The sequence below is a fragment of the Candidatus Neomarinimicrobiota bacterium genome (genome assembly GCA_041154365.1).
Classification (GTDB): Bacteria; Fidelibacterota; Fidelibacteria; order Fidelibacterales; family Fidelibacteraceae; genus Fidelibacter; species Fidelibacter multiformis.
Window position 1 is genome coordinate 455,984 of sequence record AP035449.1, and the last position, 22,893, is coordinate 478,876.

At 46.9% G+C, this 22,893-nt stretch carries 15 protein-coding genes, 2 tRNA genes and 1 pseudogene; 13 read left to right on the plus strand and 5 right to left on the minus strand.

The annotated features are described in order from the left end of the window. Window positions 1-11 precede the first annotated feature (11 nt). The 3 genes from strainIA91_RS01940 to strainIA91_RS01950 all read left to right on the plus strand — a co-directional run bounded on the left by strainIA91_RS01940 (window position 12) and on the right by strainIA91_RS01950 (window position 4,313). A tRNA-Val gene (locus strainIA91_RS01940) sits at window positions 12-85 on the plus strand. A gap of 255 nt (window positions 86-340) precedes the next feature. Further along, a complete protein-coding gene (locus strainIA91_RS01945; RefSeq protein ID WP_400167417.1) occupies window positions 341-589 on the plus strand; it encodes a GIY-YIG nuclease family protein in 249 nt (82 codons plus the stop codon). A 1,918-nt stretch (window positions 590-2,507) separates the two neighbouring features. Continuing rightward, entirely contained in the window at window positions 2,508-4,313 is a 1,806-nt protein-coding gene (locus tag strainIA91_RS01950) for a peptidylprolyl isomerase (RefSeq protein WP_400167418.1), read from the plus strand. A gap of 73 nt (window positions 4,314-4,386) precedes the next feature. On the opposite strand, the gene strainIA91_RS01955 is transcribed toward strainIA91_RS01950, so the two are convergent. Genes strainIA91_RS01955 through acpP form a run of 4 tightly spaced genes read right to left on the minus strand, consistent with a single transcriptional unit; the run spans window position 4,387 to window position 9,605 of the window. Continuing rightward, window positions 4,387-6,360, minus strand: coding sequence for a DUF4954 family protein (locus strainIA91_RS01955; protein WP_400167419.1), 1,974 nt, complete (start codon window positions 6,358-6,360; stop codon window positions 4,387-4,389). Between the two features lie 14 nt (window positions 6,361-6,374). After that, window positions 6,375-7,184, minus strand: coding sequence for a glucosamine-6-phosphate deaminase (gene nagB / locus strainIA91_RS01960; protein WP_400167420.1), 810 nt, complete (start codon window positions 7,182-7,184; stop codon window positions 6,375-6,377). 18 nt (window positions 7,185-7,202) lie between these two features. After that, window positions 7,203-9,332 carry an acetate--CoA ligase family protein gene (locus tag strainIA91_RS01965; RefSeq protein ID WP_400167421.1) on the minus strand — a complete coding sequence of 710 codons (2,130 nt, stop codon included), beginning with the start codon at window positions 9,330-9,332 and terminating at the stop codon, window positions 7,203-7,205. A gap of 30 nt (window positions 9,333-9,362) precedes the next feature. Next, window positions 9,363-9,605 carry an acyl carrier protein gene (gene acpP / locus strainIA91_RS01970; RefSeq protein ID WP_400167422.1) on the minus strand — a complete coding sequence of 81 codons (243 nt, stop codon included), beginning with the start codon at window positions 9,603-9,605 and terminating at the stop codon, window positions 9,363-9,365. 309 nt (window positions 9,606-9,914) lie between these two features. Between acpP and strainIA91_RS01975 the strand changes: the two genes are divergently transcribed. Continuing rightward, window positions 9,915-11,189, plus strand: a complete 1,275-nt coding sequence (locus strainIA91_RS01975; protein ID WP_400167423.1) for an MFS transporter — start codon at window positions 9,915-9,917, stop codon at window positions 11,187-11,189. 119 nt (window positions 11,190-11,308) lie between these two features. Next, the gene (locus strainIA91_RS01980) at window positions 11,309-14,791 is read left to right on the plus strand and encodes a carboxypeptidase regulatory-like domain-containing protein (protein WP_400167424.1); all 3,483 of its coding nucleotides are present in this window, start codon (window positions 11,309-11,311) and stop codon (window positions 14,789-14,791) included. A 150-nt stretch (window positions 14,792-14,941) separates the two neighbouring features. Here strainIA91_RS01980 and strainIA91_RS01985 read toward each other — a convergent pair. Beyond that, window positions 14,942-15,025 (minus strand) — tRNA-Leu (locus strainIA91_RS01985). A gap of 326 nt (window positions 15,026-15,351) precedes the next feature. Between strainIA91_RS01985 and strainIA91_RS01990 the strand changes: the two genes are divergently transcribed. The 8 genes and pseudogenes from strainIA91_RS01990 to strainIA91_RS02025 form a co-directional block, all read left to right on the plus strand. Further along, window positions 15,352-16,125, plus strand: a complete 774-nt coding sequence (locus strainIA91_RS01990; protein ID WP_400167425.1) for a ParA family protein — start codon at window positions 15,352-15,354, stop codon at window positions 16,123-16,125. Continuing rightward, entirely contained in the window at window positions 16,106-16,978 is an 873-nt protein-coding gene (locus strainIA91_RS01995) for a ParB/RepB/Spo0J family partition protein (RefSeq protein WP_400167426.1), read from the plus strand. The genes strainIA91_RS01990 and strainIA91_RS01995 overlap by 20 nt, the downstream gene beginning before the upstream one ends. Before the next feature lie 5 nt (window positions 16,979-16,983). Further along, window positions 16,984-17,775 carry a M23 family metallopeptidase gene (locus strainIA91_RS02000; protein WP_400167427.1) on the plus strand — a complete coding sequence of 264 codons (792 nt, stop codon included), beginning with the start codon at window positions 16,984-16,986 and terminating at the stop codon, window positions 17,773-17,775. Further along, on the plus strand, window positions 17,772-18,143 hold the full coding sequence (locus strainIA91_RS02005; protein WP_400167428.1) for a polymer-forming cytoskeletal protein: 372 nt from the start codon (window positions 17,772-17,774) through the stop codon (window positions 18,141-18,143). The genes strainIA91_RS02000 and strainIA91_RS02005 overlap by 4 nt, the downstream gene beginning before the upstream one ends. 124 nt (window positions 18,144-18,267) lie before the next feature. Then, on the plus strand, window positions 18,268-18,888 hold the full coding sequence (locus strainIA91_RS02010; protein WP_400167429.1) for a V-type ATP synthase subunit E family protein: 621 nt from the start codon (window positions 18,268-18,270) through the stop codon (window positions 18,886-18,888). Then, window positions 18,888-19,445, plus strand: a complete 558-nt coding sequence (locus strainIA91_RS02015; RefSeq protein WP_400167430.1) for a DUF2764 family protein — start codon at window positions 18,888-18,890, stop codon at window positions 19,443-19,445. The genes strainIA91_RS02010 and strainIA91_RS02015 overlap by 1 nt, the downstream gene beginning before the upstream one ends. 56 nt (window positions 19,446-19,501) lie before the next feature. Then, the gene (locus strainIA91_RS02020; RefSeq protein WP_400168226.1) at window positions 19,502-21,238 is read left to right on the plus strand and encodes a V-type ATP synthase subunit A; all 1,737 of its coding nucleotides are present in this window, start codon (window positions 19,502-19,504) and stop codon (window positions 21,236-21,238) included. Window positions 21,239-21,253: 15 nt separating this feature from the next. Beyond that, window positions 21,254-22,540: pseudogene (locus strainIA91_RS02025) on the plus strand (V-type ATP synthase subunit B); the annotation flags it as partial. Window positions 22,541-22,893: the final 353 nt, after the last annotated feature.

The following is a 22,893-nucleotide window of genomic DNA, read 5'->3' on the forward strand; positions in this document are numbered from 1 at the left end:
TCCCCCGGTGAGGGCGATTGGCTCAGTTGGTTAGAGCGCTGGTCTCACATACCAGAGGTCACTGGTTCGAATCCAGTATCGCCCACGAGAAGATGTAAAGAATCGCAGTTGGTTAGAGCGTCCCGACACACATGTCGGGAAGGTCGCTGGTTCGAATCCAGTATCGCCCACAAGAAGATCTTAAAAATCGCAGTTGGTTAGAGCGTCCCGACACACATGTCGGGAAGGTCACTGGTTCGAATCCAGTATCGCCCACGAGAAGATGTAAAGAATCGCAGTTGGTTAGAGCGTCCCGACACACATGTCGGGAAGGTCACTGGTTCGAAAAATTTACTATGAGATGTATACTGTATACATTTTAAAAAGTGAAAAAACGGGCAAATTATATATTGGGCAGACAAATAATATAAATAAGCGGCTCTGGCGTCATCAAAATAATATGGTTTTATCGACAAAGAATAGAGGTCCTTGGATTTTAATCAAGACAATACCATTTGAAAATAGATCTCAAGCAGTTCAAATGGAATACAAACTTAAGAAAATGAAAAATCCTCAGCGAATTTTATCATATTTATCTAAGTATGGTTAGAGCGTCCCGACACACATGTCGGGAAGGTCACTGGTTCGAATCCAGTATCGCCCACAGAAAGAAGCACGAAGAGCGAAGGACGAGTTTTGTCATAGAACAGGCCGCTGACGGGGGAGCTTATCGAGGTACTACTTCTGATAGAACAGATCTACCTTACCTACGTCATGAATGACTAATATATTAAATATAATATAATCTTGCATTTGATCAGGTTTGGGGTTATTTTATCCCCGGGGACCCATAAGCATAGAGATATTCTTATATAGTAGGATTAAAATTATCTGGATTTATATAACTTTTAACCAAATGTGCTTTTGATGTTATTAAACAGAGGAAGGGATAGACCAAAGGTGTGAGGGCAAGAGTGCAAGAGGGTACGGGGGCCGGAAAGTGAGATGGAGTGAGGGGTATTGATACGATGTACTTTTCGGGAGTTGACGAAAGGGTTATTGTCTTAATATATCCACTGGTAGGCAGTGATTGAGTTAAATGACTTTCGATTGAAGTCCAATAAGTTATTCAGCAATTAATATATACGATTAATAATATTAACTTGCATTGTGTCGCCTTTTGGCGTATTTTACCCCCGGGGTGGGGGGCGCTACCTAATCGAAATCATATATTCCATCTCTCTTATAACCGGGTTTCAGTTAGGGAAAAAGATTCCAATCATTTATAAGAAGTTGGAAGCTGGAAGTAGGGACAGGCCGTGGCCTGTCTGAAGTTGGCGTCGCTGCGCTCCTGGTAGTTGGTTCAAGGGTTCAGGGGTTCAAGAGTTCAAGAGTTCAGGGGTTCAAGGGTTCAAGAGTTCAGGGGTTCAAGGGTTCATGGGTTCAGGTGTTTAGGGGCTCAGGGGCCAGGGATGGTCAATGGTCAACTGTCGACTGATGACTGCCGACTGTCCACTGAAAAAGTAACGCGTAACCCGTAACGCGTGACAAGGAATTCAAGCACTTCACTGCGTTCGGTGTTCAATAGCCGCTACGCGGCTTTCAAACGCTGCTGCGCAGCGTTCAAGGATCTCACTTCGTTCGATCTTCAATCCCGGCTTTGCAGATTTCAATAGGTGACTGGACTTCTTTTTTGAACACTGCGAAGCAGTGCTGGAATGCTGAGCGAAGCGAAGCTATTGAACGGCACGAAGTGCCGCTTGAATTATTAAACGCTGCTGCGCAGCGTTCAAGGATCTCACTGCGTTCGATCTTCAATCCCGGCTTTGCAGATTTCAATAGGTGACTGGACTTCTTTTTTGAACACTGCGAAGCAGTGCTGGAATGCTGAGCGAAGCGAAGCTATTGAACGGCACGAAGTGCCGCTTGAATTATTAAACGCTGCTGCGCAGCGTTCAAGGATCTCACTGCGTTCGATCTTCAATCCCGGCTTTGCAGATTTCAATAGGTGACTGGACTTCTTTTTTGAACACTGCGAAGCAGTGCTGGAATGCTGAGCGAAGCGAAGCTATTGAACGGCACGAAGTGCCGCTTGAATTATTAAACGCTGCTGCGCAGCGTTCAAGGATCTCACTTCGTTCGATCTTCAATCCCAGATATGCGGATTTCAACAGGTGACTTCTTTTTTGAACACTGCGAAGCAGTGCTTGAATGCTGAACGTAGTGAAGCAATTGAACGGCACATAATGCCGTTTGAATTTTTAATCACTGAAGGCAATTGAATGCTAAGCGCAGCGAAGTACCAATCCCCCAATCCAATCAATCTATTCAATCGAATCAATCAACTAACGACTGCCAACTGTTGACTGATGACTGTCCACTGCCGACTGTCGACTGTCGACTAATGACTACCGACTGTCGTCTCAACCTCTCAAGGTTTAAACGGATTACCATAATTAATTGCTAAACGCTATACCTTTCTTTAAATTAACCAGCTTTGTAAAATAAATTATCAGGAGACCGACTATATGGGTGTCATGAATCAAATGCGGGATAAAATGTCTATCATCCTCGGGATCGTGATTGTCGCATTTCTGGCGACGATTTTTTTTAGCTGGGGTATGGGCGTGAATGGCCCCCGCAGCCAAAAAAATGTCATTGCGGAAGTAAACGGGACTGAAATTACCCTGGAACAATACATGTCCGCCCTGAACCAACAGATGTCTTACTACCGAGATCAAACAGGACAGGAACTGGATGCCATGACCCGGGTCCGCCTTCAGGATCAGGTCTATGAAAATATGGTCCAGGAAATTCTGATTCAGCAGGAAATTGAAAAACTGGGACTCGAAGCTACGGACGAAGAGGTTTATTTTTATCTGGAAAACAATCCTCCGGAATATATCCGGCAGGCAGAAATTTTTCAAACAGACAGCCTTTTTGATCATCAGAAATACCTGAATATTCTCAGAGATCCTTCGAACCCCTATGGGATTAACTGGGTTCCCATCGAAGAAGAGATCCGGAGGATACTCCCTTATGAAAAGCTGAATGAACATCTGGCTTCCACTGTCATTGTCACCGACGAAGAGGTCCGCCAGGCCTACGCAGATGAGACGGTTCATTTTGATATAGAATTTCTGACGGTTACTTCAAGTAAAATTCCCAACGATACCATTCAACTCAGTGACGAGGAAATACGGGACTTATATAATCAGAACAGAGAAGATTATAAAATCCCGGAGACAAAAATTCTTCAGTATGTCAGCTGGTCGAAAATTCCCTCTTCGGAAGATACCCTCCTTGTCCGGAAAGAGATTGACGAGATCTTGCTCCGCCTTGAAGAAGGCGAGTCTTTTGAAGATCTGGCCAGAATTTTTTCCCAGGACCCCTCTGCCTCAGAAGGGGGTAGCCTGGGATACATACAAAAAGGTGAAATGGTCAAACCCTTTGAAGATGCTGCTTTTAATGCTCCTCTAAACAAGGTGATTGGACCTGTTGAAACTCGTTTTGGCTTCCATTTGATCCGGGTTGATGATCGGAAAGTGGAAAATTGTGAACCCCAGGTGAAGGTTTCCCATATCCTGCTGAAAGTGGATGTGGGTCCCAATACCCTGGATAATCTTGCTTCCGAAGCACGGATTTTTACCTTTGATGCGGAAGATCAGGGTTTTGAAAAAGCTTTAAACTATTATAAGCTTGAAGCAGATACAACACAGATGGGTGTGACGGAAGATAACTATTATTATCCGGGACTCGGATTTGTCCCAAACCTGACCCGGTGGGCTTTCCGGAATAAAGCCGGAGCCATTACGGAACAGCCTTTTGAAACCCAGGATAAAATTATTGTTGCCCAGATTATTGAGGAAAAACCCGAATCATATCAATCCTTCAGCGACCTCAAGCCTACGCTGGAACGGCAACTCCGGCAGGAAAAGAAGGATGAACTCAGCCGACAAATTGCCCTGGAACTGGCCAAAACAGAGAAAAATCTCTATGAGTTAAAAGATGAAAATCCCCTGACGGATTTTGGCAGTGAAGAAGCTATTACACTGAAAAACCCACCGGCTCAGTTCAGAAATAACCCTGTATTCAATGATCTGGTCCGCATGGCTGATTTGAATGAAATTGTTGGTCCCGTTAAGACATCCCGGGGATATACCCTCATCCAGGTCATGAAGAAAAGTGCCTTTGATGATAAAGGGTTTAGAGCCCAGCAGGAATCTATCCGCCAGCGGCTCCGGAGAGACAAAGAAACAGTGGTGATTGAAGCCTTTCTCTCGAAACTCAAAGAAGAGGCAGAGATTCACGACTACCGGAATGAATATTTCTGATTATTATTTCCATTAAAATAAAAAAGGCAGAGTTTCTCTGCCTTTTTTTATGCGTTGCCTTTTTTCAGGTTTATTAAAGGACTTTTATCATCTCCTGAAAACGTTTTTCCACTCCATCATTTTCACTACGGAGAGCTTTTACGAATTTATTTCCGTCATACGTTCCACGGACCGATTCAAAGTCTTTCTGCTGAATGGATTCATCTCCATCCAATCCGTATCCAATGCGGCTTGTTGGATCAAATTCTTTTTCAGCATCTTTCAGAATCATATTGTTCAGCTTCAGAACATTCTTTTTCCAGTCTTCCAGAATTTGTTCCAGTTGATCCCGGCTCAGATCTGCCGCCTGCTTGCCGTAGGTTTCTTTGATAACCTGTGCCCACCATTTTAGATTGTCGTTTTCATAGCCGGCAGCCGTATCCTGAAGGATGGCCAGCAGTGATTCAACTGAATCAGTCGTATCGTGGCACATCGCATCAATACAGGCATTCAGGCTTGTTTCCGAAACCAACATACCTGCCAGATCATACCATTTTTCCGGTCTATCACCCGTATCCTCTGATATTTCAGTCAAAAGATCCCTGAGTGTTTTCCCGGCTTTTACCTGGTTTAAAAGCTTTATCAGGATGTCTCCCAGGTAAATGGCCACGGCGATCTTGTAGTATTTGATACCTGTTCTCAGTAGCAGCCGCTTAATGACCAGTCCTTTGTAAGAGACGAATTCCTGCTCTTTCCGGCTTTTCTCGTTCAGGTCCTGGAGGATGGATATGGCGTTCAGCACCTTACCGATACTTCGGGGATTGAAGAGATCAAAGTGGATCTGGTCGAAAGTCCGGGGATCTTTACGGCGGTCACGGGCCGGCCATTTTTCACTGTCCCGCCGGGTCCCCACAGTAAAGAGATTCATGGCTGGAGTAAGCTGACTTTTTCCCTCTTCGGCGGTGATATATGAGAAAGGAAAATCCGCCGCATCGAAATTTCCAGTGTGTTTTCCAGTAACCACACTGAAAGCACCCACACTGCAGGGCCAGAGCATATAGGAAAGTGAACCGGTTTTGGCTCCCCGTTCCAGGATTCCCTGGTGTAAAGGGCCCAGTTTGTACATGTGGTTGCTTTGGTTTGTTCCGCTTCCTGCATTGTAAAAGGAAAACATACCGGCGATCATAAGTGTCGATTTGTGATGGGTCACCGTATACGGTCCGCCAAAAACACTTACGGCTTCCCCGTGGAATCCCTCACAATTGGCAAAAAAAGCGGATCCTTCCGCGGAGTATTGCTTGCCAAGACGAACACCCTGCCCGACAAAACATTTATCCAGTAAGACTCCATCCTGAATATGGGATCCGGATTGGACAATGAAGTGTTTGGCTGTAACACCTGAACCAATTTTAACAGGATCTTCCCGGCATCCCGCCAGGGATCCGTCTTCCAGAATGAGTGTTCCCTGGACTTCAGCTCCTTCGCCAATTTCCATGTTCCGTAATACCTGGCAGTTCCGGACCTGGGCATAAGGTCCCACATAACCGGTTGTACAGGTTTTTCCCTTACAATACTCCAGGATCAGAGATTGCAGTTTTTTCATCAAAGCATCATGATGACGGAAATGGACCAGCATATAGGCAATTTGTGCAGAGAGCTTGTCGTAGATAAGCAGCTCCCGGCCTCCACCTTCATTGAGTACTTCAATTTCTGTCCCGTTTCCAAAACGGGTCTCACCGGTTACTGCCAGAGATTGCACCGTATCCACAACTGCATGATGTGAAATCTCATACCGGTACAGATTCTGAACATTGGTAATCAGGGCATTATCCCCAATGGTGCAATCTTTCAGGGTACTGTTCCAAAGACCTGCAGGATGACTCCCCCGGTCCGGAAGGTTCAGATCCTCCGTGTAAATTCCAAGATTTACCTTCCCCTGAAAACGGATATTGTGGATTCGTTCAGGGGTAAAGCGTTCATGAACCAGGACCGTTTCCCAGGATTCGGCAGAGCATCCCTGACGGGTCAGGCAATCGATTTCCGGTGATTTGAGTTTACGATACAGCATCGTGTCACCTGTATTTATACTTTCGGTAAATTGTGAAGGGCGTCGTATTCAATATCCTTGAAATATTTCACCGTTCCCACTTTCAATTCCATGGAGGCTTCCTCGTCGCAGCAAATGATGCCATGGCGGTGCATTTGAAGCATGGATACGGTCCACATGTGATTTACCCCTTCTTCCACCACTTTTTGAAGCGCCCGGGCTTTTTTATAACCGTTTACAATAATCAACACTTCATGAGCTGCCATCACTGTTCCTACACCGACTGTCAGGGCCATTTTGGGGACTTTGTTCACGTCATTGTCAAAAAAGCGTGAATTGGCCACAATGGTATCATAGGTTAGGGTTTTGATGCGTGTTTTGGAGGAGAGTGAAGACCCCGGCTCGTTGAAGGCGATGTGACCGTCCGGACCGATTCCTCCCAGGAATAGATCAATTCCGCCGGCATCTTTGATTCTTTGCTCATAATCACAGCACTCTTTTTCCAGATCTGTGGCATTTCCATTCAGGATGTTCACATTTTCTTTGGGGATATCGATATGCTTGAACAGGTTATCCCACATGAAAAAGTGATAGCTCTGGGGATGATCTTCCGGAATACCGACATATTCATCCATATTGAAAGTGATCACATTTTTAAAGGAGACTTTTCCTGCTTGATAAAGCTTTACCAGTTCCTGGTAAGTCCCAATGGGCGAAGAACCGGTTGGAAGCCCCAGGACAAAAGGTTTGTCTCCCTTCTTTTCTGCCTGGTTGATTTTCCGGGCAACATAATGAGCCACCCACTGACTCAGATGATCATAATCATTGTAGATCAAGATACGCATCGCATACCATCCTTTCGTTTATTCATATTTTATCATTATTCTGGCATCGGCTACAAAAACCCCTTTGCCTTTATCCCGGACGATGAGGGGATTGATATCCAGTTCCTGAATATGAGGGTGATTCACAGCCAGTTGCGAAAGCCTTAGAATGCACTCCACAATTTTATCCAGATCCCGTGGTGCATGTCCCCGCACACCATGAAGTATGCTGGCGGATCGGGTTTCTTCAATCATATGTTCCACATCGGTGGTTTGAAGCGGAGCCACCCGGAAGCTCACATCCTTAAAGACTTCCACATAGATACCGCCCAGTCCAAACATAAGCACCGGTCCAAAACTGTTGTCCCGGTTAAGTCCGAGGATCACTTCTTCCCCTTCAGGAATCATTTGCTCGATGAGGACCCCCTTCACTTTGGCATGGGTATCATAGGCTTTCGCATTTTTAAGGATTGTTTTAAAAGCCTCTTTTACCTCCTGGCCAGACCGGATATTCAGTATCACACCGCCGGCTTCCGATTTGTGAACAATCTCATCAGAGACGACTTTCATAACCACGGGAAATCCCATTTTTTCAGCCTTTTGAACGGCTTCATCTTCAGTGGAGGCAAGCACCGATTCAACAACCGGAAGGCCGTATGCCTTCAGCAGCTCATCGGAAAGATCTTCCGTCAGATAATGTTTCCCCGCGTTTTTCACCTCCTGAAGGATCTCTTCCACCCGGGCATCGTCCACATCTTTAAACACCGGTGCCGGTTTGGATACTTCTTTCCGCTCCTGGCTGAAACGATAGACGGTGGCAAAAGCCCGGCACATGGATTCGGGAAGAGTATAATGGGGGATTTTGTTCCGTTGGAGTACATCGATCCCCTGGGCAACATCAGCCTCTCCCATAAAGGAGGAATAGACCGGTTTGTTGTAATGGTGAGCCACTTTGGCGATTTCACGGGCGATAAGATCAATTTCCGTCATGGATTGAGGTGTGAGAATCACAAAAACACCATCCACCGCCGGATCCTTGAAAGCGGCGGACAAAGCCACACTGTAACGGTCTGCCCGGGCGTCCCCGATGACATCTACGGGATTTTTGATGTTTGCTGTTGCAGGCAGATTCTTTTTCAGGATGGCCGTGGTTTCATCAGAGAATTTTGCCAGTTCCAGGCCGTCGTGTATGGCAGCATCCGTCGTAAGTACTCCCGGACCTCCGGCGTTGGTGATAATAGCGACCCGTTTGGATTTGGGGATGGGCTGATAGGCAAAGGCGATGGCCATATTGAACATTTCCTCAATATCCTGGCAGCGGATAATGCCGGCCTGTCGGAAGGCGGCATCACACACTTCATCGCTTCCGGCCATGGACCCGGTATGTGAAGCGGCGGCACTGGCCCCCTCGGATGTCCGGCCTGATTTCAGAATCAACACCGGCTTTCCTGCCTTTATCACTTCACGGGCTGCTTTCATCAGTCCGGGACCGTCTTTGACTTCTTCAAGATACATGAGGATGACCTTTGTTTTGGGGTCATCCTTCAAATAATACAGGAGATCAATTTCCGTCACATCTGCCTTGTTTCCGAAACTGATGAATTTTGAAAATCCAATGTGTTTTGCATAGGCGTAATCCAAAACGGCGGTACAAAGAGCACCACTCTGGGACAAAAACCCGATGGTGCCTTCTTCCGGCATGCGGCGGGCAAACGAAGCATTGATTTTGGAACGGGCATCTGTATTGATCACACCCAGGCAATTGGGACCGATGATGGACATCCCGTATTTATCCGCAATGGCCTTGACCCGCTTTTCCCTTTCAATGCCTTCTCCGCCGACTTCTTTAAAACCGGCCGATATAATGATGACAGCTTTGATACCCTTTTGTCCACACTGCTCCAAAGCCAGGTGAATCACGGAAGATGGAAAAACAATGATGGCCAGATCCACCGGATCCGGAATATCCGTCACATATTTGTACGCCTTGATTCCGGCAACAAAACGCTCACGCGGACTGACAGGATATACGACACCATTGAAATCTGCATCCAATATGTTTCTGAGGATGTCGTGGAGTACCGTGCCCACAACTTTATTTGTACCTACAACTGCAACAGAATCCGGATAAAATATTTTATCCAGATTTGCCTTGAAATCCTTTTTCATGAGGGTTCCCCCGTTTGATTAATCCGTCGGTTATGATACGTATGATGAAATAAATTCCACAGCGTCTGCAACTGTCTGGACTGATAGTGCTTTGTCTTCATCCATCTCAATGTCGAATTCTTCTTCAAAAGCAGCCACTAGTTCCAGACTCTGCATGGAATCCGCTCCCAGATCAAAGATGAAATTGGCATCTTCAAAGACTTCTTCCGGATCCATTTTCAGGACGTTGGCAACGACTTTCTTTACCCGTTCCTGTACCTCATTTTTTTCCATTCTTTCCTCCTGTTGGTTGATCTACCGGTTATGGTGCATATTTTTTCATGGGTCTATAGATGTTTCCCATTCATGATAACAGGATTGAATCAACGGACCTTTGCTTAGGGTGAGTGTCAAGTATCGGAACACGCGATAATAGGAGCCCCGTTTTCAAAATTTAAATAAAGTATAAAAGGATTTAAAGCGACATGCAATATATTCTTTCTATCCATTCTCCGTGAAATTGGCTTGCCGGCGGACTTTAATTTTGTGACTTGATTTTGTCTGTTGTATATTCGAAAAAATTTAACACAGGGGATTTCTGAGATGAACGAAAAACGCTCGATCGCTTCATGGGCTTTGTACGACTGGGCCAACAGCGCTTTTGCCACCACGGTGATGGCCGGTTTTTTTCCGCTTTTCTTCAATCAGTACTGGGCCGATCCTTCCAATCCGACACGAAGTGTTATGTATCTGGGCTGGGCGAACTCTGTTGCGTCCATCGTTGTGGCCCTTCTGGCTCCTTTTCTGGGTGCTGTGGCAGACCGGGGGACCGCCAAAAAGAAGTTTCTCTTCCTCTTTGCTTTTTTGGGTGTTTTAATGACGGGCGGACTTTGGTTTGTGGCCCAGGGGATGTGGAAATTTGCCGCTCTGCTGTATGTCCTGGGTACAGTGGGATTCTCAGGAGGAAATATTTTCTATGATTCCCTCCTCCCGGGAGTTGCCACGGAGAAAAAGGTGGATTTTGTCAGCAGCCTGGGCTTTGCCATGGGGTATATCGGCGGCGGGATCCTTTTCGCCGTCAATGTGTTGATGTTTCTTAAACCCGGTTTATTTGGTATCCCCGACGGGGCGACTGCTATCAAACTCTCTTTTCTCAGTGTGGCTGTGTGGTGGGCTGTTTTTTCCATCCCCATCTTTCTCTTTGTGAAAGAACCCCGGCTGGTGGATGCCGTCCCCCTTCATAAGGCCTTTGTGATGGGATGGCGACAGTTGATGGATACTTTCAGTCATATCCGGCATCTGAAGGTGGTGGGACTCTTTCTCTTTGCCTACTGGCTTTATATCGACGGAGTGGATACCATTATCCGGATGGCTGTGAGTTATGGGGATTCTTTGGGTTTTGACAGCAGTATCCTGATTTCTGCGCTCCTTATTACCCAGTTTGTCGCTTTTTTCGGATCCCTTGGCTATAGCTGGTTTGCACGGAAAATCGGTGTAAAACCCTCCATCATGGTGGCGATCTGCGCTTACTGTCTGATTACTATCCTCGGTTACTTTATGAACCAATCCTGGCATTTTCTGGCCCTGGCCATCTGCATCGGACTCTTTCAGGGCGGGATTCAGGCCCTGAGCCGGAGTCTGTATACACGAATCATCCCCAGGAAAAAGTCTGCGGAATTCTTTGGCTTTTTCAATATGCTGGGGAAATTTGCCGCTGTGGTTGGTCCCTTTCTCATGGGAACTATCGGATATATCTCAGGCAGCCAGAGAATGGGCATTTTATCTATCTTGATTCTCTTTATTGGCGGTGCCTATTTTCTCTCCCGGGTGAATATCACTGAAGGAGAGATTATGGCGAAAAAATATCTGGCAGACTAAAGAGGAATCCCTTTACAAAGGGGTTTATGATGTGTATCACATTTTTATAATCAGTCTTGCATTAAGGTAAAAATACCTCTATTATAATTACAAACCATAACGAACAAGGTAGGGGGTACATGATGAAAAAATGTGCTGTTGTTTTGATGAGTCTCCTCATATTGGTTGGAATAACTTTTGCCGGTATGACGGAGCAGGAAATGCAGGTACGGGCTCAAAAAGCCGTACAAAGTTTGCGGCCCGATTCACCACTCATGAAGATGGACCAGAACCGTCTTGAAACCGCAAACAAACCCCACAGTCCAAAACAGTTGAGAGATCGGAATGTGTGGAAGGAAAATGTGGCATTGCATCGCTTTTCCGGAATGTCCATGCAGAAATCCACAATTGATTTCTCAATACAAATTAATGGCGCGGATACTACCACGTATTTTGTCGGTGACAGTATTACACTGACCGTCACCACTAACCGCCCATTAGGTCTGATGCTGTTTGTGGATGATGGGGACAATGTGTTTTCTTTCTCGGATCTCAATGCCTTTGCCCACCTGGAAATGGGTGGCGAAGAATTTGTCTTCATGATTGAAGACGGGGATGAAATGGATATGACACCTCCCGGTGATGGTATCTGGGAAGTGAAAGTCCCTACGGATTTTGCAGATGATGGCCCACTTATGTCCCTTCAGAATACCACTTTCTATGTTGTCGCCATGGATATGGATACGGAATTGTATGATCTGGCCGTGGCCTATGTTGAAGAACCTCTTGGATCTACCTCTTATGTCTGGGGAAATGTATCTGATGGAACGAGCCCGGTTCAGAATATCCTGATGGTTGCATTTCCAGGGACCATGGATGACACTCTGTATGCGAAATCTGAAGGTGAACCGGGGGTTGTGTACATGACCCTGACAGATCAAAATGGAAATTATGCACTGTACATTCCCAAAGAAGCAGAGAGTATGTATTCCGGGCCCTGGACGGTTTTTGCCCTGAATATCTGGCAGGTTCCGGGAGGGATGTATGCCGATCCCATGTATCAAACTGTTTTCATTCCCGGGACTCCGAGCGCCGATTTTACTCTTACCGAAGGTGCTTATACCATCTCCGGTGTGGTCACATCAACCATGGGACTTCCGGTATCCAATGTGCGCCTGCTGGCCTGGAACGGCATGTATGAAGTGATGGCCACGACCGATGGGACCGGTTACTATGAAATTCCGGTGATGTCCGGCTGGTGGGAAATTGAATTTTTTGAAGAAGACCTGGCCGGCCAATACCTCATTCCCTATTGGGGTCAGTATTATGCCGATGTCATGGATGCAAACGTCACCCTGAATATCCAGCTGTACAATGTGTATCCGGAGGATGCGATCAGTGGGACGGTCTCTTTTAATGTCCCAACCAAATATGCATTAACAGATTTGTCTGTGATTGCAGATAAGTGGCCCATGGGATATTCCATTGCACCAGTGGATGAATTCGGCAATTATGCCGTTCCTGTCACCTCCGAACTGGATTGTGTGTATGTTGATGACTGGGGTGGCATGTCTTATGGATATGGTGTGTGGGTATCCCGCAATGATTACGAAGATCCCGTAACGGTTCCTGACTATTATTCGGAAGTCATGTCCGGTGCTACCGGCATTGATTTTCTGATTGTGGAACCGGATGCCTCGCTTTTCGGTGTGGTGACCGATTTCGATAGCGGAGCTCCTCTCTATGATGCGGAAGTGAATGTCTATACACCTGATTATGCGTACGATTACTGGACCTATACCGATGAATTTGGAAATTACTCGTTCGACCTGATCGGGGGCATGACCTATATCATTGAAGCCTACTATCCTTACGAATGGTATATGCCGGCCCATGTGGATTCCCTGTTTGTACCTGAGGGCGGTATGGTAGAATATCATATGGCTCTTAAATCTCCACAGGAATCAGTCCACTTTCAGGGGAATGTCTATGATGAGTATAGAAATCCTGTCGGTGGTGCCGTTGTGGATATTGAAAGCTATGAGTACTATTCCAGCACCGTGACGGATGGTGGCGGATACTTCTATTTTGATGGACTAAAACCTTACGATTCATACTACATTACTGTAAATGCAGCAGGATTTGATACCTGGTATGGAAATGTCTGGGTTGAAGGTCCGATAGAAAATTATGAGATCTATCTGTCGTCCCATTCAGATACCGGTTATGTATGGGTTCAGGGACAGGTCACAGATGGTGTAAACCCGGTCAGTGAAGCCATCGTATGGCATTATGATGAATACGGTGACCATCACCAGTGGACCGGTGAAGACGGATATTTTGATCTCTGGGTTCCTCAGGGTGAACTGCATCTGAAGGTCGGAGCCAATGGATTTATGGCCACAAAACCTGTGTTCTTTCTGAATCGGGATACAACCATTGTGGTTCCCTTAAGCCCGGCGACTTTGACAGAAAATGTCTCGGCTCAGGTGGCGGATCCGGAAGGTACCGGTATTCAGGATGCATTCATCTATTGGGAAAGCCAGGATTATATCGGTCATACCTATTCCGGTGAGAATGGAAATTATTCCATCGATCTCATGACCGGTGAATACTATGTTCATGCTGAACACTGGGACTTCTATGACAGAAATTACGAGTGGAGTGTTCCGGATCCCGAAAATGACTATCATATTACTATGATCTCTCTTTATGAAGTCTATGGGCCGCAGATTGTTACCGTGGAAGATGTCCCCGAAGATCATGGCGGTAAAGTCATTCTGTCCTGGAGAATTAATGAAAGCCTGGTATGGCAGGGCATACAGGGATTTGTTGTGCTCTTTTCGGAACAGGATCCGGCTAGCCCTGATTTCAAAGGCTGGCTGAATTTTCCGGGAAATGTCTTTATGGCCTTGCCCGAAATGGATACATACCACGCCGTGGTGCCGGTCCTGCATAATGATGTTGCCACACATTTTGTGGTGGTGGCTGTGAATGACTGGGATGCCTGGCCTTCTCATCCGGCAATGGGCATGGCCCATGATAATCTGCCGCCGGCGGTACCAACCGGTCTTGGTGTTGCTGAACTGGATGGAAACGTTCAGATCTGGTGGGCTCCGGTGGAAATGGAACCCATTCAATATTACTCCGTCTACCGCAGTGTGAATGGCGGTGCCATGGAATTGCTGGATCATACCATTGATCTTGAATACACCGATTCAGACATGATCCCCGGAAACACCTATCTTTATGCGGTAAGTGCCACGGATTATTCAGCCAATGAATCGGAAAAATCCGAACAGGTCAGTTTCCATATTACCTCTGTTGAAGGAAATCAGATCCCCGAAGACTTCGCCCTCAGACAAAACTATCCCAACCCCTTCAACCCGGTAACCACCCTTTCCTTCGACCTGCCCAAAGCCGTGAATGTCTCTCTGGTTATCTATGACATCCTTGGAAATCATGTGAAAACCGTGTATACCGGCGAACTGGAAGCCGGCCGCTATGATTTCAAGTGGGATGCTACAAATGCAAGAGGACGTTCCGTCAGTTCCGGTATGTATATCTATAAACTGACAGCCGGTGAATTTTCTGCCTTTGAAAAAATGATCCTGCTGCGGTAATAAAGATATCACCCCCCGTCCGGAGAGAACTCCGGACATACGATAGATCAGGTGCCGGGATTCCCGGCACCTGTTTTTTTATGGGATAAAATGAGTATAAAATAAGTAAAACACTCTTTTATAAATATAATCCGTCATCTTGTGGATATGTGCCCAGGGCGAGATTCGAACTCGCACGAGAGTAATCTCACTAGACCCTGAACCTAGCGTGTCTGCCAGTTTCACCACCTGGGCATATCTCAAAAAGCAGGTGAATTTATTCTGATTATTGTTTGTTGACAAGAAAAAAGATGGAACGGGAGTTGAGAGTGATGAGTGATGAGTGGTGAGTCTGAGTTTTGAGTTGAGAGTTTGTTTTTGTGGGTTAATGATGTTTTGGGTTTATTTGCTAAGTTGTGTTATAAGTATAGCCCAAAAAACGTATCTAACGCACTTAACCAAACTCTTAACTCAAAACTTGTACTCAATACTCTCCACTCTCCACTCTCAACTCCCAAAACAATCATTGTTTAAAATCATCCCGGAGATTAAATTCTGACGCTGGAAAAACAGGATGAATTATGGGTAAAGTTGTTTCAATAGCCAATCAAAAAGGGGGTGTGGGAAAGACGACGACGGCCATCAACCTGGCCGCTTCCATTGCCGTCATGGAAAATAAAGTCCTCCTCATAGATATCGATCCACAGTCCAATGCAACTTCCGGACTCGGTGTCGATGTAACCCATGCAAAATACACAACCTACGAGGTCATTATTGGGAATGAACCGGCAAAAAGTGCCATTGTCAATACAGACCTGCCTTATCTGGATATCATGCCGGCCAATCCCAGGCTGGTGGGTGCTGAAGTGGAGATGGTCAATATGCTGGCACGGGAAACCCGCCTGAAAGAGGCGATCCGTCCCGTGGTTTCCCTCTATGACTATATTTTTATCGATTGTCCCCCTTCAACCAATGTCCTGACGGTCAATAGTTTTACCGCCTCCGATTCGGTCCTGATTCCCATTCAGTGTGAATATTTTGCCCTGGAAGGACTTACACAGCTTTTAAATACTATCCGGCTGATTCAGAAAAGTCTGAACCGGAAGCTGGACATTGAAGGTATTCTTTTAACCATGTACGACTCCCGTCTTAATCTGAGTCACATGGTGAAAAGCGAAGTGGAACAATATTTTGGAGACAAGGTCTATAAAACCGTGATCAACCGGAATGTCCGCCTGGGAGAGGCGCCCAGTTACGGAGAACCGATCATCACCTTTGATATTCATTCTACGGGAGCCAGGAATTACATGGACCTTGCAAAGGAATTTATCCGGAATGACAAACAGAAAACATAAAGCCCTAGGGCGCGGACTCAGCGCCATGATCCCCAATTTTGAAACGGAGGATGCCCGGGAGAACCTGAATGAAATCAAGCTCTCCCTCATCAGCATGAACCCTTTCCAGCCGCGGAAACTCTTTGATGAAACGGTGATGGACGAGCTGGTGAATTCCATCCGTGAAAAGGGTGTGATCCAACCGGTCACGGTCCGGAAAAAAGGCGAAGGATATGAACTGATTGCCGGAGAACGGCGGGTTCGGGCGGCTCGGATTGTCGGGCTCCATACCATTCCTGCCTATGTGATTGATGTGGCTTCCGATGAAGAGATGATGGAACTGGCCCTCATCGAAAACATTCAGCGGGAGGACCTGAATCCGGTGGATGAAGCCCTTGGATATTCCCTGCTGATTGAAAAATATGGGATTTCACAGGAAGCCGTGGCCACGAAAGTTGGGAAAAACAGAACAACCATTACCAACAGCATCCGCCTGTTGAAATTACCTGAAGAAGTTTTAAACGGACTTCGGGACCGGAAAATCACAACAGGACACGCACGGGCGTTGCTGGGACTGCAATCCTCCAAACAACAAATCACCCTGTATCAGAAAATTGTTCAGGAAGGACTCAGTGTAAGGAGTGTGGAAGAATGGGTCCGGAAGATTTCCGAAAGGGGTCACCGGCCTCAGAAAGAATCCAAAACACGTCCTAAAAATCCCTACCATCGGAAAATTGAATCCCTCCTGCAACAAACCCTGGGGACCCGTGTCCGGATCAGACCCTCAGCCCGGGGTGGAAAACTGGAAATCGATTACTATTCTCCGGAAGACCTTGAACGCTTGATGGAATTATTCGATACCATTCAGTATTGAGAGGTATGGGAAACAAAAAAAAATATACCATCTGTCTGATCCCCTCAGATCACGGGCCGCAGAAAATGTTCGAACTGAACGCCCGGGTTCTGACCTTTCTTATATCCCTCGGTATTTTTCTTATCATACTTATTATTGTTTCCTATGTGTTTCTTATCCCCCGTGCAACCCGGTATGAAAACCTTCACCGGGAGGTCACCGAACTGGCGGGGGACAGGGCGCGGTATATCCAACTGGTGGAAGATTTCCGAAAAATGCAGGAAATGCACCAGTATGTCCGTCGCCTGCTGGGAGTGGATATGATGGCTTCGATGGACAGCGTGTCTGCTTCGGATTCATTGGATTTTCCTGCCGCCCCGCCCATGCAGAGAAATGTCATCGTGCTGGATAACATTCCTACAACAGCGCCCCTGACGGGACTCGTCACACAACGGTTCGATTCCTCAGTGCCGGAGCTGTTTACCGATTCCCATAAAGGAATAGATATTGCCTGTCGCGTGGGGACACCTGTTTTGGCAGCTGCCTCGGGATGGGTTGTATTTTCGGGATGGACCCTGGGATTGGGAAATACCATCATTATCCACCACGGTTCGGATTATCTGACAATATATGGTCATAACAGCAGAAACCTGGTTGTTAACCGGCAGTCAGTGGAAAGGGGACAGCGAATCGCCCTGTCAGGAAACAGCGGATACAGCTCAGGTCCTCATCTTCATTTTGAAATCTGGAAAAACGGCGAGGCAATGGATCCGGAAAAATACATTCCGGAATACGCAACGGGAAACGGGGAACTATGAAAGAAAAGCCAACGTATACAATCATCGGCGATGATACGGAAATCAAAGGGGATGTCTTTATTAAAGGCAGTATCATGATTGCCGGAAAGGTTGAAGGGAATGTAACGGCCGGTGAAACCGTAAGTGTGACAGCCGGCAGCGTGGTGAACGGCTCCATCCGTGCGAAAGACATTTTCATCAGCGGGACAGTCCTGAATGGAGTACACGCCACGGGAAAAGTAACCCTGGGCTCTGATTCCCGCCTGGAAGGAACCCTTAAGGCCACCCGCTTGATTATCGAAGACGGGGCCCGGTATAGCGGCCTGTGTGCCATGACTGATGAAGAAAAAATCCCCGAAGATGATGAAAAAAATGGGAGTCCGGCTTAGGATTCGAGACCTGAAAATCTTAAATTTCTATGGTGACTAAAAGAACTGACATAAACCAAATGCCCGATACTGACAAACCGGGATTTTAATGTAACCGGTGCAATTCGGCAGCGAAGGAGCAATAATGGAAGTTAAACTGGAAAACCTTATAAAAAAGATTAAAGACGAAGGGGTTGGGGCTGCAGAAAAAAAAGCGGCGGAAATCCTGGAAAATGCCCGGAAAGAATCGGAAAAAATCCTGAAAAATGCGGAAAAAGAAGCAGAAAAAATCCGGGAAGAGGCCAAAAAAGATGCTGAAAAGACAAAAGCAAATGCTGAAGCATCCATCCAACAGGCGGCCCGGGATACCCTTCTCTCCCTGAAAAAAGAGATCCGGCGCCTTTTTGACCGGCTGCTGAAACAAAAAATTGATCTAAACCTGGATGAAAAATTCCTTGGGGATTTAATCGTGAAACTGGTGGAAACCTGGGCCAAAGGGAAAGAAGTCCGTGTGTTGGCCGGGAAAGTGGATGCCGATAAACTGACATCCCTCGTGATGAATGAATTGAAAGCCGATGCCAAAAAAGGGGTGGAAATTAAACTGGATAAAAGAATGTCCCACGGATTTCGTTTCGGACTGAAAGAGAGTGATTTGACCTATGATTTTACAGATGAAGCCCTGATGGAAGCCCTCGGTTTTTTCCTGAGCCCTAAACTGGCGGATCTTCTGCAGGAGAAATCTGAAAAAGAGACATCAGGGAAATAATGGATAAGTATTATTATCTGGCTGCCCAGCTGCCTTTGTTAAAACCGGATATGGATTCACCGCCAAGCCTTCGGTGGTTTCTCGATGAAGCCCGGAAATGGCTCAGTCCCCGGGATTACCTCAAAGTGGCATCTGCCAGTATCCGGCACTATGAAAAACCCCCTTACGGGTCCAAAACCTCCCTTCAGTATGCCGATTTTGAAAAAAAACTCCGCCGTGAACTGGCCGGCTATCGAAAAGCCCGGAAGGAAGATCATGAATATCGCCTGCAGGGTTTTTCCCAGAATCTGGTGAAAGAGGGCAATCCCCTGGAAATTGAAAAGAAACTCATCCTGGAACGATGGGCTTATCTGGATGAACTGGAATTCGGCCACTATTCCGATGTGGATTTTTTGGTGATTACCGCTTTGAAAATTCAGCTTCTGGAACGCCTGATGTCCTTCGATAAGGAAAAGGGAATGGAAACATTTGAATCGGTGGTATCCGAAACACTGTCCGGTGAAAATGAGCCCGGTGAAACAAAAACGGATACGAATGAGAATGATGCAAATAATTGATTTTTTTCTTCCTGCTGATGGCAGGAGAATGTGATAAGGAGTCTTACATGAGTGACATGGTCAAGGGTACGATCACATCCATCAACGGAAATATGATTACCGTCCGCTTCAAAGGAAGTATTGTCCAGAATGAGGTGGGATATGTTGTGCTGGGTGAAGAACGGTTGAAATCGGAAGTGATAAAAATCAACGGAGATCTGGCCTACATGCAGGTATATGAACTGACTAAGGGCATCAGGATCGGAGATCCTGTTGAGTTTACCCGTGAAATGTTATCGGTCCAGCTGGGGCCCGGTGTTCTCAGCCGCGTTTATGACGGCCTTCAGAATCCCCTCAATGATCTGGCGGCTGCCCATGGATTTTTTCTTCCCCGGGGAGTGGTGCTGGATGCCATCGACTTGAATGAAACTTGGACTTTTACACCGGCTGTGAAAAAGGGGGATGTCCTGTACCGGGGAATGGCCCTTGGAACTGTTCCTGAAGGAATTTTCGACCACAAAATCATGGTCCCCTTTAACTTTTATGATGAATACACCGTTGAATCCATCGCCGATAAAGGTGATTATAAAGTAACCGACGAAATTGCGGTCCTGAAGGACAGCCGGGGAGAAAAACATCCGGTCACCATGATATTTGAATGGCCTGTGAAAATTCCCATTGATGCCTACAACCAGAAAATTGTCCCCAAAGAACCCATGTCGACCCGCGTGCGGATCGTAGATACCTTTTTTCCCGTAAACAAAGGCGGTACTTATTGTATTCCGGGTCCTTTTGGTGCCGGTAAAACGGTTTTGCAGCAGTTGACAAGCCGCTATGCGGATGTGGATATTGTGATTATTGCTGCCTGTGGTGAACGGGCCGGCGAGGTGGTGGAAACTCTCCGGGAATTTCCCAAGCTGGAGGATCCAAGGACCGGTAAGACTCTGATGGAGCGGACTATTATTATCTGTAACACCAGTTCCATGCCTGTTGCGGCCCGGGAAGCTTCGGTGTATACAGCCGCCACGATTGGTGAATATTACCGTCAAATGGGACTGGATGTCCTTTTGCTGGCGGATTCCACATCCCGCTGGGCCCAGGCGATGCGGGAAGTTTCGGGCCGGCTGGAAGAAATTCCCGGCGAAGAAGCCTTCCCGGCCTATCTGGAATCACGGATTGCCGAATTTTATGAACGGGCCGGCTTTGTGGAACTGCTGGATGGATCCTATGGGAGTATGACCATCGGCGGTACGGTGAGTCCTGCCGGCGGAAATTTTGAAGAACCGGTAACCCAGGCTACCTTGAAAGTGGTGGGGGCTTTTCACGGACTCTCCAGGGCCCGTTCCGATGCCCGGCGCTATCCTGCCATTGATCCCCTGGAAAGTTGGAGCAAATACAAGGGAATCATCCCCCGGGAAAAAGTGGAAGAAGCCCATGATGTCCTCCGCCGTGGCAGTGAGGTCCACCAGATGATGATGGTTGTGGGCGAAGAAGGAACATCTCTGGATGATTTTGTTGTCTACCTGAAAGGGGAACTCCTGGATTCAGTCTACCTTCAGCAGGATGGATTTGACCCGGTGGATGCTGCCTGCTCTGCAGAGCGCCAGGAATATGTCTTTCAGAAAATTCATGATATTCTGTTGGATTCCTACGAGTTCAACAATAAAGATGAAGCCCGGAAATTCTTTAATGTTCTCCGGCAATTGATTGTGGACTGGAACTATACCCCCATGGATAAGGACGCATTCAAAACTCAGGAAAAAGAAATTGACAAACATCTGAAAAAGGCACGGGCGGAAAAGACCGCAGCGTAGGAGGAGATGTAAAGCATGAAAAAAGTTTACAATAGAATACTCAGTGTCATTGGAAATGTGATCACGGTCCGCGCGGAAGGTGTTTCCTACGAAGAATTGGCGGAAGTCACAACATCCCGGGGTAAAACACTGGCACAGGTGATTAAAATCGATCAGGATATTGTATCCCTCCAGGTCTTTGCCGGCAGCAAAGGGGTTTCCACTGAAGACGAGGTCCGCTTTCTGGGACACCCCATGCAGGTTGCCTATTCAGAAAATATGTTGGGACGGATTTTTGACGGAAGCGGTCAACCCCGGGACAAAGGCCCGGCGTTGACGGAAAATATGATTGAAATTGCCGGTCCCTCCGTCAATCCGGCGAAACGGATTATTCCGGACCGCATGATCCGGACGAATATTCCCATGATTGATGTCTTCAATTCTTTGGTCGTATCCCAGAAACTCCCCATTTTTTCCGTTTCCGGGGAACCGTATAATGAACTCCTGGCACGGATCGCCCTCCAGGCAGAAGTGGATATGATCATTCTGGGGGGTATCGGACTCAAATTTGATGAATATATGTATTTCCGGGATGAACTGGAAAAGGGCGGCGCCCTGAACCGGTCCGTCTTTTTTGTCCATACCGCATCGGATCCGGTGGTGGAAGGACTCATGGTACCGGATCTTTCCCTGGCCGTGGCGGAACGCTTCGCCCTGGATGGAAAGGATGTCCTGGTGTTATTGACGGATATGACCAATTACGCCGATGCCCTGAAAGAAATTGCCATCACCATGGAGCAGGTCCCCTCAAACCGTGGCTATCCCGGTGATTTGTACAGCCAGCTTGCAGCACGGTATGAAAAAGCTGTGGATTTTGACGATGCCGGCTCCATTACCGTTTTGGCGGTGACCACCATGCCCGGCGATGATGTGACCCATCCTGTTCCCGATAATACCGGGTATATCACGGAAGGACAGTTTTACCTGCGAAACGGCCGGATTGAACCGTTTGGATCCCTGAGCCGACTGAAACAACAGGTGAATGACAAAACCCGGAAAGATCACCGGGCTATCATGGATGGCATGATTCAGCTCTATGCCCAGTATCAGGAGACAGAAGAAAAGCGCTCCATGGGGTTTCGGATGACGGATTGGGATAGAAAACTTCTGAAATACGGAAAACTCTTTGAAGACCGCATGATGAACCTGAAAGTGAATGTCCCCCTGGAAGAAGCCCTGGATAACGGCTGGAAAACCCTCGCAGAATGCTTTACACACGATGAGACCGGATTCCGAACCGAACTGGTGAAAGAATTCTGGCCCAAAGGTGAGGGGAAGACTGAGAAAAAAAGTGAGGGGGAGACTGAGAAAAAGAGTGATGGGGAGACAAAGAGAAAAAGTGAGGGAGAGACTGAGAAACAGGATGATGGGGTAGGTAAAGAGCAGAAAAAGGAAACACCGAAGAAAAAAGAAAAGAAAACAACGAAAAAAGAGAAAAAGTAGATGAGAACCGGTGAGTACGATGAGGTTGTTGCCGGGGTGATGGATGACGACGTTATTAAGACTCAAGACTCAAGACTCAACACTCAAGACTCAACACTCAAAACTCAAAACTCAAAACTCAAAACTCAAAACTCAAAACTCAAAACTCAACTCATCACTCACCACTCTAACTC